The organism is Nocardioides sp. GCM10027114, from assembly GCF_042659625.1.
In the GTDB taxonomy this organism is placed as follows: domain Bacteria; phylum Actinomycetota; class Actinomycetes; order Propionibacteriales; family Nocardioidaceae; genus Nocardioides.
Genome location: NZ_JBHSSS010000002.1, coordinates 39,558 through 54,177, shown reverse-complemented (window position 1 = coordinate 54,177; position 14,620 = coordinate 39,558). Strand labels below are relative to the sequence as shown.

At 73.5% G+C, this 14,620-nt stretch carries 14 protein-coding genes; 8 read left to right on the top strand and 6 right to left on the bottom strand.

Annotation, left to right across the window (positions count from 1 at the left end; all coding sequences use genetic code 11):
- Window positions 1–47: 47 nt before the first annotated feature.
- From ACFP2E_RS00765 to ACFP2E_RS00745, 5 genes are read left to right on the top strand one after another with little or no spacing between them, the layout of a single operon-like run.
- Window positions 48–1,259 carry a PP2C family protein-serine/threonine phosphatase gene (locus tag ACFP2E_RS00765; RefSeq protein ID WP_378521719.1) on the top strand — a complete coding sequence of 404 codons (1,212 nt, stop codon included), beginning with the start codon at window positions 48–50 and terminating at the stop codon, window positions 1,257–1,259.
- Entirely contained in the window at window positions 1,256–3,235 is a 1,980-nt protein-coding gene (locus tag ACFP2E_RS00760; RefSeq protein WP_378521718.1) for a glycosyltransferase family 2 protein, read from the top strand. The genes ACFP2E_RS00765 and ACFP2E_RS00760 overlap by 4 nt, the downstream gene beginning before the upstream one ends.
- A gap of 27 nt (window positions 3,236–3,262) precedes the next feature.
- Window positions 3,263–3,598, top strand: coding sequence for an STAS domain-containing protein (locus ACFP2E_RS00755; RefSeq protein ID WP_378521717.1), 336 nt, complete (start codon window positions 3,263–3,265; stop codon window positions 3,596–3,598).
- The gene (locus ACFP2E_RS00750) at window positions 3,591–4,067 is read left to right on the top strand and encodes an ATP-binding protein (protein ID WP_378521716.1); all 477 of its coding nucleotides are present in this window, start codon (window positions 3,591–3,593) and stop codon (window positions 4,065–4,067) included. The genes ACFP2E_RS00755 and ACFP2E_RS00750 overlap by 8 nt, the downstream gene beginning before the upstream one ends.
- Window positions 4,064–6,283 carry a glycosyl hydrolase gene (locus ACFP2E_RS00745; protein ID WP_378521715.1) on the top strand — a complete coding sequence of 740 codons (2,220 nt, stop codon included), beginning with the start codon at window positions 4,064–4,066 and terminating at the stop codon, window positions 6,281–6,283. The genes ACFP2E_RS00750 and ACFP2E_RS00745 overlap by 4 nt, the downstream gene beginning before the upstream one ends.
- Here the strand turns inward: ACFP2E_RS00745 and ACFP2E_RS00740 are convergent.
- Genes ACFP2E_RS00740 through uvrB form a run of 6 tightly spaced genes read right to left on the bottom strand, consistent with a single transcriptional unit; the run spans window position 6,223 to window position 10,399 of the window.
- Complete coding sequence (locus ACFP2E_RS00740) at window positions 6,223–6,588, bottom strand: MmcQ/YjbR family DNA-binding protein (RefSeq protein ID WP_378521714.1); 366 nt, start codon at window positions 6,586–6,588, stop codon at window positions 6,223–6,225. The two genes, ACFP2E_RS00745 and ACFP2E_RS00740, sit on opposite strands and share 61 nt — an antisense overlap.
- A gap of 15 nt (window positions 6,589–6,603) precedes the next feature.
- Entirely contained in the window at window positions 6,604–7,161 is a 558-nt protein-coding gene (locus ACFP2E_RS00735) for a hemerythrin domain-containing protein (protein ID WP_378521713.1), read from the bottom strand.
- Window positions 7,162–7,205: 44 nt separating this feature from the next.
- Window positions 7,206–7,445 carry a hypothetical protein gene (locus tag ACFP2E_RS00730; RefSeq protein WP_378521712.1) on the bottom strand — a complete coding sequence of 80 codons (240 nt, stop codon included), beginning with the start codon at window positions 7,443–7,445 and terminating at the stop codon, window positions 7,206–7,208.
- Window positions 7,446–7,497: 52 nt separating this feature from the next.
- Window positions 7,498–7,788 carry a hypothetical protein gene (locus tag ACFP2E_RS00725; protein ID WP_378521711.1) on the bottom strand — a complete coding sequence of 97 codons (291 nt, stop codon included), beginning with the start codon at window positions 7,786–7,788 and terminating at the stop codon, window positions 7,498–7,500.
- A 20-nt stretch (window positions 7,789–7,808) separates the two neighbouring features.
- The gene (locus tag ACFP2E_RS00720) at window positions 7,809–8,252 is read right to left on the bottom strand and encodes a VOC family protein (protein ID WP_378521710.1); all 444 of its coding nucleotides are present in this window, start codon (window positions 8,250–8,252) and stop codon (window positions 7,809–7,811) included.
- Window positions 8,249–10,399 (bottom strand): excinuclease ABC subunit UvrB, encoded by a 2,151-nt coding sequence (uvrB, locus tag ACFP2E_RS00715; protein ID WP_378521709.1) that lies wholly within the window; start codon window positions 10,397–10,399, stop codon window positions 8,249–8,251. Before uvrB ends, ACFP2E_RS00720 begins: the two co-directional genes overlap by 4 nt.
- Before the next feature lie 117 nt (window positions 10,400–10,516).
- Between uvrB and ACFP2E_RS00710 the strand changes: the two genes are divergently transcribed.
- From ACFP2E_RS00710 to ACFP2E_RS00700, 3 genes are all read left to right on the top strand, one after another.
- A complete protein-coding gene (locus ACFP2E_RS00710; protein ID WP_378521708.1) occupies window positions 10,517–11,371 on the top strand; it encodes an META domain-containing protein in 855 nt (284 codons plus the stop codon).
- A 182-nt stretch (window positions 11,372–11,553) separates the two neighbouring features.
- A complete protein-coding gene (locus tag ACFP2E_RS00705) occupies window positions 11,554–14,169 on the top strand; it encodes an ATP-binding protein (RefSeq protein ID WP_378521707.1) in 2,616 nt (871 codons plus the stop codon).
- The gene (locus ACFP2E_RS00700) at window positions 14,166–14,618 is read left to right on the top strand and encodes a roadblock/LC7 domain-containing protein (RefSeq protein ID WP_378521706.1); all 453 of its coding nucleotides are present in this window, start codon (window positions 14,166–14,168) and stop codon (window positions 14,616–14,618) included. The genes ACFP2E_RS00705 and ACFP2E_RS00700 overlap by 4 nt, the downstream gene beginning before the upstream one ends.
- The last annotated feature ends 2 nt before the right edge of the window (window positions 14,619–14,620 follow it).

Here is a 14,620-nt window from a genome sequence, read left to right as displayed (position 1 = left end):
GGCAAGGTTAAGACGTCGACCAAGACCACCGACGATAGGGGAACCGCATGACCGCCGGCGCTCGGGTCGACGCGCCTGTCACGCTGCCACCTTCCCCCCTCGTCCTCCCGGCGCCGGTCGAGCCCGACCGCCTCGACCGGATCCTGTCGCTCGCGCGTGCGTACTTCGAGGTTCCCCTGGCAGCGATCAACGTCCTCGAGGGCGACGGCGCGTGCGCGGTCCGCGCCAGCGGCTTCCCGCCGGGCACGACAGGGCGCCGACGGGACACTTTCTGCGACTGGACCCAGGCCCTCGGCGAGGCCGTCCTCGTCCCCGACGCCCTCAACGACCCCGACTTCGCGAGGCTCGGGTCGGTCCGCGAGCTCGGTGTCCGGTTCTACGCCGGCCACCCGCTCCGGGACGGGCAGGGGAACGTCGTCGCATCCCTGTGCATCTTCGACCTGGAGCCGCGCACCCTCGACGCGACGCAGCGGGCGACGTTCCGCGACCTCGCGGAGTGGGCACAGCAGGAGCTCGTCGCGGCGACCGAGCTGAGCAGGGCCGGTCAGATCCAGGCGTCGATGCTGCCCCGCGCGCCGATCAGGACGCGCGAGTGGCAGGTCGACGGGACCTGCCTGCCGTCGCTGGCGGTGGGCGGCGACTTCTACGACTTCGGGCTCGAGCAGGACGTCATCCACGTGACCTTGGGCGACGTGATGGGCAAGGGCACCGGCGCGGCCCTGCTCGGCGCCGGGATGCGCTCCACCGTGCGCAGCACCCGCAGCGCGGTCTCGGCCGGCGTCGACCTCGGCGTCACCGTGACCGACGTGGGCCGCCGGCAGCTGCCGGATCTCGAGCGGGCCGAGTCCTTCGTGACGCTGTTCGAGGCGGCCATCGACCTCGACGACGGCTACCTCCGCTACGTCGACGCCGGCCTCGGCCTCTGCCTGGTCGTGCGAGGCGACGGCACCGTCGACCAGCTCAGCAGCCAGGACCGGCCGCTCGGGGTGCTCCCCGACGACCACTGGACCGAGCTCGACGAGGTCCTCGACCCCGGCGACCGACTGCTCCTCTTCAGCGACGGCCTGCTCGACCTCCTCGACGACCAGGACCGGTGGCTCGACGAGCTCGGAGCCCTGGTGGCCGACGCCGACGACGTCGGCTCCCTGATGGCCACACTCCGCGAGCGGGCCGCCACGCGCACGGCGTCCGACGACGTCACCGCCGTCGCCGTGTTCCGGGGGGTCCCCGGACGAGCACCGACAGGCGGCGCCGCGTGACGCGACGCCTCCTCCTCATCCGGGTGGTCGTGCTGGCCACCGCGGTCCTCGGCCTCAACTACGTCGTCTGGCGCTGGCTCTTCTCTGTCAACTGGGACTACTGGTGGATCGCGGTCCCGCTCGTGCTCGTGGAGACCTACAGCCTCGTCGACTCGCTGCTCTTCGGCCTCGGCATGTGGCGGCTCAAGGAGCGCGGCCAACCGCCACCGGCCCCGGAGGGGCTCACGGTCGACGTCTTCATCGCGACGTACAACGAGCCCGTCGAGCTGGTCATGGCCACCGCCCGTGCCGCCCAGGCGATCCGCTACCCGCACGCCACGTGGGTCCTCGACGACGGCAACCGGCCGGAGATGCGCGAGGCCGCCGAGGCCGAGGGCATCGGCTGGATCACCCGCTCCGCCGAGTGGGCCGGGATGCCGCGGCACGCGAAGGCGGGCAACCTCAACAACGCCCTGCTCGCCACGGAGGGCGAGTTCATGCTCATCCTGGACGCGGACCAGGTGCCGGACCCGGCGGTCCTCGACCGGACGCTCGGCTACTTCGACGACCCGCTCATGGCGCTGGTGCAGACGCCCCAGTACTTCGTCAACGTCCCCGAGGACGACCCGCTCGGCAGCCAGGCCCCGCTGTTCTACGGCCCCATCCAGCAGGGCAAGGACGGCTGGAACGCCGCCTTCTTCTGCGGTTCCAACGCCGTGCTCCGGCGTGAGGCGCTGATGCAGCTCGGCGTCTCGCGCTACGTCGGCGAGGTGGAGGTGGGCGTCCACCGGGCCCTGCGCATGGCCCGGTCCGTGCTGCGCCAGGCCCGGCGCGCGACCCCCCGTGAGGACCGGGCGATGCGCTCGGCGCTCGACGAGCTCGGCGCGCAGGTGACCCGCGCACGACGCCGCCTGGCCGCGGGCGACGCCCTGTTCGATGTGACCTACGAGTTCCAGCAGCATGTCGCCGAGCTGCGACGACGCATGGTCGACCAGGACCTCGCCTCCGTCCGGGCGGACCTCGAGGAGCTGGGCGTCCTCGACGAGGTGGGCGGTCTCGCCGAGGTCGACCCGGTCGCGCTCGACCACCTCGCGCACCGCGCGTGGTCGCCGCTGGGTGCGATCGAGGCGGTGGCGGCGCTGGTCGCGGCCGTCGATGTCGACCGGGCCGACGAGGCGCAGCCGATCATGCCGCTGGCCACGATCTCGGTCACCGAGGACATGGCCACCTGCATGCGACTGCACGCGCTCGGCTGGCGCTCGGCCTACCACGACGAGGTGCTCGCGCACGGCCTCGCTCCGGAGGACCTGCAGACGATGCTCACCCAGCGGCTGCGATGGGCGCAGGGCACGATGCAGGTGATGCTGCGCGAGAACCCGCTCGTGCAGAAGGGACTGAGCTGGCCCCAACGACTCATGTACTTCGCCACCATGTGGAGCTACCTGTCCGGCTTCGCCGCCGTCGTCTACATCGCGGCGCCCGTGCTGTTCCTCGGCTTCGGCGTGATGCCGGTACAGGCGTTCAGCTCCGACTTCTTCGTCCGGCTCGTGCCCTTCCTGCTCGTCAACCAGCTGCTCTTCCTGATCGTCGCCGCCGGCCGTCCGACCTGGCGCGGACAGCAGTACTCCCTCGCGCTCTTCCCCACGTGGATCAAGTCGGCGACGTCGGCGTTCGGCAACGTCGTCCTCGGACGCGACCTCGACTTCGCCGTCACGCCGAAGGTGCGGTCCGCTTCCTCCGGACCGGCCTGGCACCTCATCAGGCCGCAGCTGTGGGCGATGGCCCTGCTCGCGCTGGCCCTCGTCGTGGGCACGGCGCGGATGGTCGCCGGGCAGGCCACGGTCCTCGCGACGACCGTCAACGTCGCCTGGGTCGTGTTCGACCTCGTGGTGCTCTCTGTGGTGATCCGCGCCGCCCGCTACCGCGGCTTCGACCGGGGCGACGGCGCACGGGAATCGCTGACCGATCCGTTCCACGCCCGACCGGCCGCCCACTGACCCCCAGTTCCTGACCGGAGGATCCGCATGATCGAGTTCCAGACCACCACCCGTCCCGACGGGGTCGGCGTCGTCGAACCCCGCGGTCGGCTGACGATGGCGTCCGCCCGCCAGCTGCGGGAGCTCCTCGGCTCGCTGGTCGACCAGGGCACCAAGCGCATCGTCGTCGACATGGAGGGCACCACTTTCCTCGACTCGTCGGGGCTCGGTGCGTTGATCTCAGGGCTGAAGTCGGCGCGCCAGGCCGGCGGGGACCTGCGGATCGTCCGCCCCACTCCCGCCGTGGTGACGGTGTTCGAGCTGACGAACCTCGACAAGGTGCTGCGGCCGCGTCCCAGCGTGGAGGAGGCGTTCGATGACTGACGCTCACATCACGCTCGGGGAGCTCGAGCACGTTCCCGATCGGCTGGCGGTGCTGGCGCCCGCCGTGCCCGACGTCCTCGAGCTGGTGCACAGCCTCCTCGAGCAGCTCTGGCACAGCCACCCCGAGGTGGGCGACACCGACCGGATGCGGTTCGAGACCGCGGTCGTGGAGATCCTGGGCAACATCGTCGAGCACGCCTACGAGCTCGACGCCGGTCGCAGCCCGGCCCCGGACGAGTGGCGACGCTTCCAGCTGGTCGTCGGTGTCACGCCTCACAAGGTCGTCGCCACGTTCGGTGACAACGGGCTGCCCGCCGCCCTGGACCTCGGCGCGGCACTCATGCCGGGCGTCGACGCGGAGTCGGGCCGCGGCCTGGCGCTGGCCAAGGCGACTCTCGACGTCCTCGACTACAGCCGGGTGGACGGCCGCAACCGCTGGTTGCTCGAGTGTCACCGGCAGGACGGGTGACGGCGCGCACGGGGGTGCGACGACAGATGCGGCAGGTCTGGGTGGCGGCGGTGCTCTGCGCCGTGGTCGCCACCCTGCTCGGGACGGCGCCCTCGGTGGCCGCCGGGACGGCGAGGACAGACCTCGTCCCGGACGGCGGGCGCGCCTGGTTCGGACCCACCCTGCCCTACCCCGCCGACACGCCCAGCGCGTACGCATCGCGACTCGGCTTCCGACCCTCCCTCTACACGCTGGCCGTGCCCTATCCGCTCGACGACGGCGCGGTCGCCCTGCTCGCGGACTTCGCCGTCCCCGTCGCCGAGCAGCAAGCAGTGCTGGTGCTCGACGTCCAGCCCGACGTCCGGCTCGAGCGACTCACCGACGCGGACGCAGACGCGCTGGCGACCGATCTCGCCCGGCTCCACCGTGAGCTCGACCTCGAGGTGCTCGTGCGCTTCGCGTCCGAGATGAACGGGTCGTGGGTCCGCTGGGGCCAGAGCCCCACCGCCTACGTCAGCGCGTTCCGGGAGCTCGCGGGCGCGCTGCGCACCCAGGACCCGCAGGGCCAGTGGTCGGCGACTGTCTGGTCCCCGGTCTACGGCGCGGGCTACCCGTTCCGCGACCCTGGGGCCGAGGGCGCCCTGCCCGGCGTGGTGGCACGGAACGACCCGCGCGCCGACACCAGCGGCAACGGCCGCGTCGACGGCCGCGACGACCCGTACGGGCCCTACTACCCGGGCGACCGCTGGGTCGACTGGGTGGGGCTGTCGCTCTTCCGCCTCGGTGAGCAGGTCCCGGCCGGGTCCCGCAGCCGAAGGGCCGACCGGGGTCGCAACGAGCTGGCGGTCCGCGGCGAGTTCCGTGACCGGCTCGCGGAGACGTTCGGCTACCCCGACCGCCGGGAGCGCCGCGCCTTCTACGAACGGTTCGCCTTCGAGCGCGGTCGCCCGATGCTGGTGGCCACCGGCATCTTCTACAACCCCGAGGAGGGCGGTCCCAGCGAGCTGGCGGTCAAGCGGAGCTGGTGGCGACAGGTCGTGGCCTCGCTCCCCCGTCGCCCCTGGATCGCGGGTGTGACGTGGCTCGAGGTCGCTCGTCCCGAGCCCGAGGCCCGTCAGGAGGTGCCGGTCGACTGGCGGGTCACCGCCGACCCAGGCATCGCCGCGAGGTTCGCTGCCGCGATCGATCGGTCGCCGCTGCTGCTGCGACCGCTGCCCGAGCCCACGGTCGACCCGCGGACGCAGCCGTCGCCGCTGCTCGACGCCCCGGAGGAGGCGCCCCGCTGGCCCTGGGGGCTGGCCGGCCTGGTCGCGCTGGCGGCCGCCTGGCGGCTCGCCCGGCGCCGGACCCCGGAGCCGGCCGAGGCGGCGCCCGAGCCGCGAGGACGCTGGCTCGGCCTGCCGATGGCGGCCGCGGTCGGGTCCGTCGCGGTCGCCTTCCTCGCCTTCTTCGGAGCGCCGGCCGTGCGCGACCTCGACCCCTGGCTCCTCGCGGGGCTGGCGGGAGCCGTCCTCGCGCTCGGCGGTCGTACCCTGGGTTCGCGCCACCGACGCCACGTGGCGACCGGCGGTGAGACCGTCGCGGCCCGGCTCCTGCTGGGGCGCGCTGTGGCGCTGCACGCCGTCGGCGTCGTGCTGACCCTGGTGTCGCTGCTCGCCGCGGCGTTCCCCGGGGGTGCCGAGCGGTACGCCGACGCGGCCCGCCTGCTCGAGTACCCGCCACCGTGGTTCGCGGTGCGCGACGTGCTGACCCTCGACGCCGCACCCTGGCCGGTCACCCTGATCGGTCTGGTGACGCTCCTCTGCCTCGTTTCCGCGGTGCTGCTGCGGCTGCTGCCGGCGGCCTGGGCATGGGCCGTGCTGCTTCCGACATCTGCGGTCGTCGCCGTCGTCGGGGCGACCGGAGTCGGCGTCGACGTCGCGCCGTGGGAGTTCGTGCTGCCGACTCTGCTGTGGCAGCTGCCGTTCGTGGTCGGGCTCGCTGCCGGCGTGGGTCTCCCACGAATGGTGACGCACCCGATCGCGGGGCTGGCGCTCGCCGTTCTGCTGGCGGCGCAGCCACTGGCCGCGACGAGTGTCGCCCTGCCGGATGGGGTGGCCACGTTGTCGCTGGGCCTGCTCGTCGGCATGGCGGTGCTGGCGCTGGCGGCGCCGCTACGCACCCGACGGGGGCAGGGTCAGGAGTCCCAGCCGGCGGGCCTCGACCGGACGGGGAGCCTGGAGACCACGAGCCGGTAGGACTCGTCGACGGCCTCGATGAGCTCCTCGTCCGGGATGGCGCCGGACAGGCCGAGGTCGTTCCAGCCGGAGCGGCCGATGTAGGCCATCACCCCGGCGTCGTCGGGGTAGCGGGCCAGCCACTCGTCGGCCTCCTCGCGGGACGCCCCGGCCTTGACGCCGACCGAGTCGGCCCCCAGGAAGGCGAAGATCTTGCCGTCCTTCCCGGGGCCGACCTTGACCACCGGGTGGTCGTGGTCCCAGGGGTTGTCGGGCCAGGCGCCCGGCTTGGCGAGGCAGTGCGCCAGCATCGCGTCGACGTCCACGGGCCCTCCGCTCTGTCAGTCCTCGTCGTCGTCCTCGTCGTCGAGGAGGCCCTCCCGGCGGGCCGCCTCGACGATGCGGCGGACGTTCTCGACGGCGCCACAGTCGGCGTCGATCTGGCGGTTGCGCTCCGTGGCGAACTGCTCGCCGAGCTCGGCGCGGACCTGCTCCCCGACCTCCTCGCGGGCGGGGTTGAGGATGGTCAGCTCCTCCTCGGTGAGGTGGTGGTTGACGGCGGTGGCCAGCTCCTCCACTGCGTCGTCGAACGCCTGGGTGTCGGTTCCCTTGAGCTCGAGGACCTTGAGCAGCGCCTCGTGGCCTTCGGCGTGCTCCTCCTCGCCGTGCTCCGCCTCGTGCTCGCTGACCGCGCGCTTCTTGCGCAGCTTCGGGTAGACGTGCTTCTCCTCGGCCTCGGCGTGCGCCACGTGCAGGGCCGCGAACGCACGGCGTACGGCGTCGCGGTCGCTGCTGGTGTCGCGGAGGTCGCGCAGCAGGGTCTCGAAGCGGCGGTGGTCGTCGAGGATGAGGTCCACGACGTCACCCTGGACGGGGCGTCCCAGGTCGATCGAAGTCATGGCGCGACCCTAGCGGTGCCGGCCACGGCTCCCGCTACGACGACTCAGGCGTCGTCGGACCCGGCCCGCTTCGCGTCCCGCTGCGCGGCGTGCTCGGCGGCGAGCCGCCGCTCCAGCTTGTGGCGCTTGCGGCCGGAGAGGAACCGGAACAGCGGGCCCATCCCCCACGTGCCGGTGCCGGCCCCGGCAGCGGCGCTGGCGGTGTTGACGACCATGTCCATCTCGCGGCGGTCCGGCTCGGGGTTCCTGTCGCTCGGAGTCCGCTTCGGCGTGGGACCAGTCATGGCTCTTCCTTCCCCCGGCGGCCACCCCGGACGGGCCGCGCTCGTGCCGAGCCTATCCGGGCTCGGGGACGTCGGCCTCCCAGCGCCTGCGCCGCGCCCCGGGGTCCTGCTCCCACCAGGGCTCGCCCCGCTCCCCCAGCGCCACCTTCGTCGCCTGGACGCCGGCCCGGGCCGCCGCCTCGCCGTCGGTGCCCTTCGTGCGGCGCACCTCGCGCCGCCACGCCATCAGCACGCGCTGCAGCTCCGAACGGCGCTCCGCGGGGATGTCGGGGTCCGTGGCGCGCCAGCGGCGGCCGTCGATGACGACGTAGCGCCCGTCGGGCGTGCGCTCGGGGTCGGTCACCACATCACCTCGCACTCGGCTCAGTCGAGGCAGAACTCGTTGCCCTCGGGGTCCTGCATGACGATGACCAGCTCGTCCATGGGAGTGGGCTCGAGGACCCGGAAAACGGACGCGCCGAGCGCGACCAGCCGGTCCCGCTCGGCCTCCAGCCGCTCCCGCCGCTCGTCACCGGACGTGCCGTGGGCCGCCCGGACGTCGAGGTGGACGCGGTTCTTGACCGTCTTGCCCTCCGGCACCCGCTGGAAGAAGACCCGCGGCCGCCGCCCCTCGGGGTCGACGATCGCCGACCGGCTGTTGCGCTGGTCCTCCGGCACGCCCCAGGCCTCGAGGGCCTCGTCCCACGAGCCGAACGGCTCGGGCGGCGGCTGGACGATGTAGTGGAGCGCGGCGGCCCAGAACTCCGCCTGCGCGGCGGGGTCGGCGCAGTCGAAGGTGACCTGGAACTCGCGGGCGGGGTCGGTCATTTCGTGGCTTCCATCATCTGCCGTAGCTCCTTCTTCAGCTCGGAGATCTCGTCGCGGAGCCGGGCGGCGACCTCGAACTGCAGCTCGGCGGCGGCGGCCTTCATCTGGTCGGTGAGCTCCTGGATGAGCGCGGCGAGCTCGCCGCTGGGCAGCCCGGCGAGGTCGGCGGCGTGCTGGCCGGCGGCGGCCTTGCTGAGGGCGGGCACCGGCTGCCCCGACTGCTTGGCCTTGACGCCGCCGGCGCGGCCCTTCGCCTCCGTGCCGGCCCAGGTCTCCAGGAGGGCCTGGGTGTTCTCGTCCTCGCGGGCGAGCATCTCGGTGATGTCGGCGATCTTCTTGCGCAGCGGCTGGGGATCGACGCCGTTGGCCTTGTTGTAGGCGACCTGCTTCTCCCGGCGCCGGTTGGTCTCGTCGATGGCGGCCTCCATCGACGGGGTGATCTTGTCGGCGTACATGTGGACCTGGCCCGACACGTTGCGGGCGGCGCGGCCGATCGTCTGGATGAGCGACTTGTCCGAGCGGAGGAAGCCCTCCTTGTCGGCGTCGAGGATCGAGACGAGCGACACCTCGGGCAGGTCGAGGCCCTCGCGGAGGAGGTTGATGCCGACGAGGACGTCGTACTCGCCGAGCCGCAGGTCGCGCAGCAGCTCGATCCGCTTGAGGGTGTCGACCTCGGAGTGGAGGTAGCGGGTGCGGATGCCGGCGTCGAGGAGGTAGTCGGTGAGGTCCTCGGACATCTTCTTCGTCAGCGTCGTCACGAGCACCCGCTCGTGGCGCTCGGCGCGCGTCCGGATCTCGTGGATGAGGTCGTCGATCTGGCCCTTCGTCGGCTTCACCACCACCTCGGGGTCGACCAGCCCGGTCGGGCGGATGATCTGCTCGACCACTCGAGGGGGGCCGCCGCCGACGCTGACCCTGTCGAGCTCGTAGTCGCCAGGGGTCGCGGACAGGTAGATGGTCTGGCCGATCCGGTCGACGAACTCCTCCCACTTCAGCGGGCGGTTGTCCATCGCGCTCGGCAGCCGGAAGCCGTGCTCGACGAGGTTCCGCTTGCGGGACATGTCGCCTTCGTACATCCCGCCGATCTGCGGGACCGCGACGTGGGACTCGTCGACGACGAGCAGGAAGTCCTCGGGGAAGTAGTCGAGCAGACAGTTGGGCGCAGAGCCGCGGCTGCGGCCGTCGATGTGCATCGAGTAGTTCTCGATGCCCGAGCACGAGCCGACCTGGCGCATCATCTCGATGTCGTAGGTCGTGCGCATCCGCAGCCGCTGCGCCTCGAGCAGCTTGCCCTCGCGCTCGAACTTCGCGAGCTGCTCCTCGAGCTCGGCCTCGATGCCCCGGATCGCCCGCTCCATCCGCTCGGGGCCCGCGACGTAGTGGGTGGCCGGGAAGACGTAGAGCTCCTCGTCCTCGGTGAGCACCTCGCCGGTGACGGCGTGGAGCGTCATCAGCCGCTCGATCTCGTCGCCGAAGAACTCGACGCGCACGGCGTGCTCCTCGTAGACCGGGAAGATCTCGAGGGTGTCGCCGCGGACGCGGAACGTGCCGCGCGTGAAGGACATGTCGTTGCGGGTGTACTGGATCTCGACCAGGCGGCGCAGGATCGAGTCGCGGTCGTGCTCCTCGCCGACGCGCAGCCTCAGCATCCGGTCGACGTACTCCTGGGGGGTGCCGAGGCCGTAGATGCAGGACACCGTCGAGACCACGATGACGTCGCGCCGGGTGAGCAGCGAGTTGGTCGCCGAGTGGCGCAGCCGCTCGACCTCCTCGTTGATGGAGGAGTCCTTCTCGATGTAGGTGTCCGTCTGCGGGACGTACGCCTCCGGCTGGTAGTAGTCGTAGTAGGAGACGAAGTACTCGATGGCGTTGTCGGGGAAGAGCTGGCGCAGCTCGTTGGCGAACTGGGCCGCCAGCGTCTTGTTGGGCTGCATCACGAGCATCGGCCGCTGCACCTGCTCGGCGACCCACGCGACGGTGGCGGTCTTGCCGGTGCCGGTGGCGCCGAGGAGGACGACGTCCTTCTCCCCTGCGCGGATCCGCTCGCTGATCTCCTTGATGGCGGTCGGCTGGTCGCCGGACGGCTGGTAGTCGGAGACCACCTTGAAGGGGGCGACGCGGCGCTCGAGATCGGTGACGGGGCGCATGCCCCGAGCGTAGACGGCGCCTCCGACAGCCCCCAGACTCGAGGTGAGCCCACGGGGCCCGGACAGTGAGGCCGTGACAGGGAGGCCGTGACTGGGAGGCCATGGCAGGGAGGCCGGATGCCGCACCGCACCGCGCCGGTCGCAGCCGTCCTGTGCGCCGTCCTGTGCACCGTCCTCGTCGCCGCCGGCTGCACCGGGCCGGACCGCCCGCCCTCCCCGGCGGACGGCGGCGGGGAGCCGGCCACGCCGACGGCCGACAGCGATCTCCTCGACGGCGACTGGCAGCTCGTGGCCGTCCGGGTCGGCTCGCGGGACCGGCGCCCGGACCCGCTGCACCCGGTGACGATGACGGTGGCGGACGGGGTGGGCACCGGCTCCACCGGCTGCAACGAGTACCGGGTGCCGGTCCGCGAGGCCGCGGGCGTGCTCCGCACCGGGACCGTCCGGCAGACGCTCCGGTCCTGCCCGGCCCCCGTCGACGCCGTCGAGCAGGCATTCACGTTCGCCCTGCAGGCCGCCGACCGGGCCGAGCTCACGGAGAGCCGGCTGACCCTGAAGGGCGACGACGTGCGCCTGACGTTCGCCCCGATCCCGGGCGACCCCCTGCGAGGGGTCGTCGGCAGCGCCTGGCGCCTCGAGACGCTGGTGACCAGCGGGGTCAGCCTCCCCCTGGCCCAGGTGACACCGGCACGCGGCACCGGCGTGGTAATGCGGCTGCGCCGCGACGGCAGCCTCGAGGTCGCCACCGGCTGCCGTGACCTCTCCGGCCGCTGGGAACGCGTGGCGGGCCAGGTCGTGGCCGGCTCGCTGCCGGCCACCCGCCGGCCCCCGCCCCGCTGCCCGCGCGGGCTGCGGGCGCAGGACCGCCACGTCGTCCGGGTGCTCGACGGACGGTGGCGACCGGTCCTCGACGGCGACGTGCTGACGGTGCAGGGCCGGAGCGGCCGGGCACTCGTCCACGTCCGGCGCTGACACCTCGCAGGTGGTGGACCGGTCCGGACCGATTCCGCGGTTTCCCCCACACCCCCGGTGACACGCCCCTACATTGCGAAGCAGGAACCCGGTCCCCCGTCGGGATCCGTCGCTCTCTCGGGCGACTGCTGCGGACAGCAGGTGTGCACATGTCTCGGTTTTCTCGGTTCTCCAGGAATCGCGTGTCGGTCCCGGAGTGGTCGCTGCGCGGCAAGCTCGCGCTGGCGCTCACCATCCCGATGCTCCTCGCGGCCGTCCTCGGCGGTCTGCGCGTCATGTCGGAGTCGGCCCAGGCCACCAACCACGCGTCGACGGCCGGCCAGGTCACGGTGCTGCCAGCGGCGGTGGCGTACCTCGCCGCGGCCGAGCACGCGGCCGTCGTCGGGCGTACGACGGGGCTCGACGACCCCGAACGCCTCAGCGCGGTCCGCCGCGTCGACGCCGCCGCCACGGAGCTCGAGCGCGCCGGCGCGGCCGCCCCGCTGACCACCCGGCAGCGGGCCCGCCTCGACTCGCTGCTCGAGCTCAGCGACCAGCTCCGCGACGGGCGGGCCTACGTCAGCGTCGGCCAGTCGGTGTCGCAGGTGCGCCAGCTGCACCGCGGCGTCTCCCAGCTGCTCGCCTCGATCGTCGACGCGCAGATCGAGCCGGAGCCGCGGCTGCGGACCCTCGCGCACGTCCTCGACGGCCGGCTCTCGCTGGCGATGCAGCAGGTCATGGTCGCCGAGGCCGGGGACCGCCGGTCGGTCTCCGCCGAGCTCGCCGCCGAGGTGGGTGTCGAGGCCGCGGCCATCGAGCGCCTCGGCGTCGACCTCGGCACCGTGGACCCGACGGTCCTCGGGCTGCGCCAGCAGAACGCCCTGCACTTCGCGACCGCCCGCGACGGCGGGACGGACCTCGGCGGCGCGGCGGCCTACACCGGCTACGACGAGCTCACCACGGAGCTGCTCCAGGGCGTCGACCGGGAGCTGGCCGCGGCCACCGACCGGTCCCGGACCCTGGCGGCGCTCACCGCGGCCACGACCCTGGGCGCGCTGCTGGCCGCCGTGCTGCTGGCACTGTTGGTGGCGCGGCTGCTGCTGCGGCCGATCCACCGGGTGCGGGACGGCGCCCGCGAGGTGGCCGAGGTGCGGCTGCCCGAGGCGATCCGCCGCATCCGGGAGGGTCAGGACCCCGGCCAGGTGGTCCCGCTGGACGTCACGACGCGCGAGGAGGTGGGCCAGCTCGCCCGTGCCGTCGACGACCTCCACCGCCGCGCGGTGTCGCTGGCGGCCGGCGAGGCGGAGGCCCGTGCACGGGTCGGTGAGATGTTCGTGACGCTGTCGCGCCGGAGCACCTCCCTCGTCAACCAGCAGCTCGCCCTCATCGAGAACCTCGAGCGGGACGAGGAGGACCCCGAGCGGCTCGAGGCCCTCTTCCGGCTCGACCACCTGGCCTCCCGCATGCGCCGGACGGGCGACTCCCTGCTCGTGCTGGCCGACGCTCCCCCGCGTCCCGGCGGCATCGGCAGCCTGGCCGTCGTCGACGCGCTGCAGGCCGCCTGCGCCGGCGTGCAGGACTACCAGCGCGTCCAGGTGCTCGGCGCCCCGGAGGACACGATCAATGCTGCGGCCGCCGCGGACGTCGTGCACCTGCTGACCGAGCTCGTCGACAACGCCCTGGCCTACTCACCGCCGACGGCGGCCGTGACGGTGATGCCGAGCCGCGAGGGCTCGTCGATCCTGGTCCAGGTCGTCGACGCGGGGCTGGGCATCCCGCCGGCGGACCTCACCAGCATCAACGCCGAGCTCGAGTCCGGCGGGCAGGTCACGCCCGACACCGCCCGCCGCATGGGCCTGCTCGTGGTCGGCCGGCTCGCCCGGCGCCACGGCATCACGGTCCGGCTCGAGCGCAACGAGCGCAACGGCACCACCGCGAAGGTGGTGCTGCCGGCCCGGGTGCTCGCCAACGGCGGCCGGGACGCCACCGTCCAGGGGCCGACTGTCGAGCGGCCGGCCCACCAGCCGGCCCAGCAGCCGGAGCCGGCCGGCCCCGCCCCGCGCGCCGACGAGCCGTCGGTCGCCCAGATCTCGGCCGCGATCGACGCGGTGCTCGGCCTGTCGCGCCGGTCGCCCGGACAGGCGGCGCCGACCGCACCCCCGGCGCCCTCCCTGGCCCCGGTGGCCGGCGCGGCACCACCGGACCCGGCAGACCCGGCGGACCCGGCGGACCCGTCGCCGGCCGCACCCGACCTGCCGGTGCGGGTCCCCGCAGCGGCCGTCACGTCGCCGGCGGCGCTCACGGTCGTGCCGCCGGTGGTCGAGGAGCCGGTGGCCGAGGAGCCGGTGGTCGAGGAACCCATCGTCGAGGAGCCCGTCGCCCTCGCTCCCCTGCCCGTCCGCCGCGACGCGCTGGACCCGTCGACCCGGGTGCCCGACTCGCCGGGCGACCTCGACGACCTGGACGACTCGCCGATCTTCCGCGAGCTGCGGTCCGGCTGGCTGACCCCGGGAGGCACGTCCGCCGCGGGCTGGACGTCCCCCGAGATCGACGCGGGCTGGGAGGCGGCAGACCGGACCTCGGAGGCGCCAGCCGCACCGCTGACCGACGCCGGGCTGCCGATGCGCCGACCCGGCGGCCGGCTCGTGCCCGGCGGTGTCGGCCCCGGCAGGGCGCCCGCGGCCACGGTGCCCGGGCGCGACCCCGAGGCGATCCGCGCCCGGCTCTCCGCCCACTCCGCCGGCGTCGCCCGCGGCCGACTCGCCGCGAGCGGCACCCCAGCCCCGGACTCCCCCCGACAGGAGGCAGGAACCCCATGACCGACTACCTGACGCAGCCAGTGACGGAACCGGCTCCCGAAGGGACCGCCGAGCGCGACCTCGACTGGGTCGTCTCCCGGTTCGTCGAGGACGTCCCGGGCACCGCGCACGCCGTGCTGGTCTCCGCGGACGGGCTGCTCATGGCCGCCAGCGCGGGGCTTCCCGACGACCGGGCTGAGCAGGTGGCGGCGGTCGCGTCGGGCCTGGCGAGCCTCGCGGTCGGCGCGGCCCGCCTGTTCGACGGCGGGCAGGTGCTGCAGACAGTGGTGGAGATGGAGCACGGCTACCTGCTGCTGATGAGCGTGGGCGACGGCTCGCACCTCGCGGTGCTGACCCAGGACTCCGCCGACCTCGGCCAGGTCGGCTACGAGATGGCGCTCATGGTCGACCGGGTCGGCCGGATGGTCGAGGCCCGGGCTCGCTCGCCGCTCAGCGGCGCGACGGGGTGACC

Coding starts and splice junctions, on each gene's coding strand:
- ACFP2E_RS00765 (WP_378521719.1), top strand. CDS start 48: ATGACCGCCGGCGCTCGGGTCGACGCGCCTGTCACGCTGCCACCTTCC.
- ACFP2E_RS00755 (WP_378521717.1), top strand. CDS start 3,263: ATGATCGAGTTCCAGACCACCACCCGTCCCGACGGGGTCGGCGTCGTC.
- ACFP2E_RS00750 (WP_378521716.1), top strand. CDS start 3,591: ATGACTGACGCTCACATCACGCTCGGGGAGCTCGAGCACGTTCCCGAT.
- ACFP2E_RS00735 (WP_378521713.1), bottom strand. CDS start 7,161: ATGACTTCGATCGACCTGGGACGCCCCGTCCAGGGTGACGTCGTGGAC.
- ACFP2E_RS00730 (WP_378521712.1), bottom strand. CDS start 7,445: ATGACTGGTCCCACGCCGAAGCGGACTCCGAGCGACAGGAACCCCGAG.
- ACFP2E_RS00720 (WP_378521710.1), bottom strand. CDS start 8,252: ATGACCGACCCCGCCCGCGAGTTCCAGGTCACCTTCGACTGCGCCGAC.
- uvrB (WP_378521709.1), bottom strand. CDS start 10,399: ATGCGCCCCGTCACCGATCTCGAGCGCCGCGTCGCCCCCTTCAAGGTG.
- ACFP2E_RS00710 (WP_378521708.1), top strand. CDS start 10,517: ATGCCGCACCGCACCGCGCCGGTCGCAGCCGTCCTGTGCGCCGTCCTG.
- ACFP2E_RS00700 (WP_378521706.1), top strand. CDS start 14,166: ATGACCGACTACCTGACGCAGCCAGTGACGGAACCGGCTCCCGAAGGG.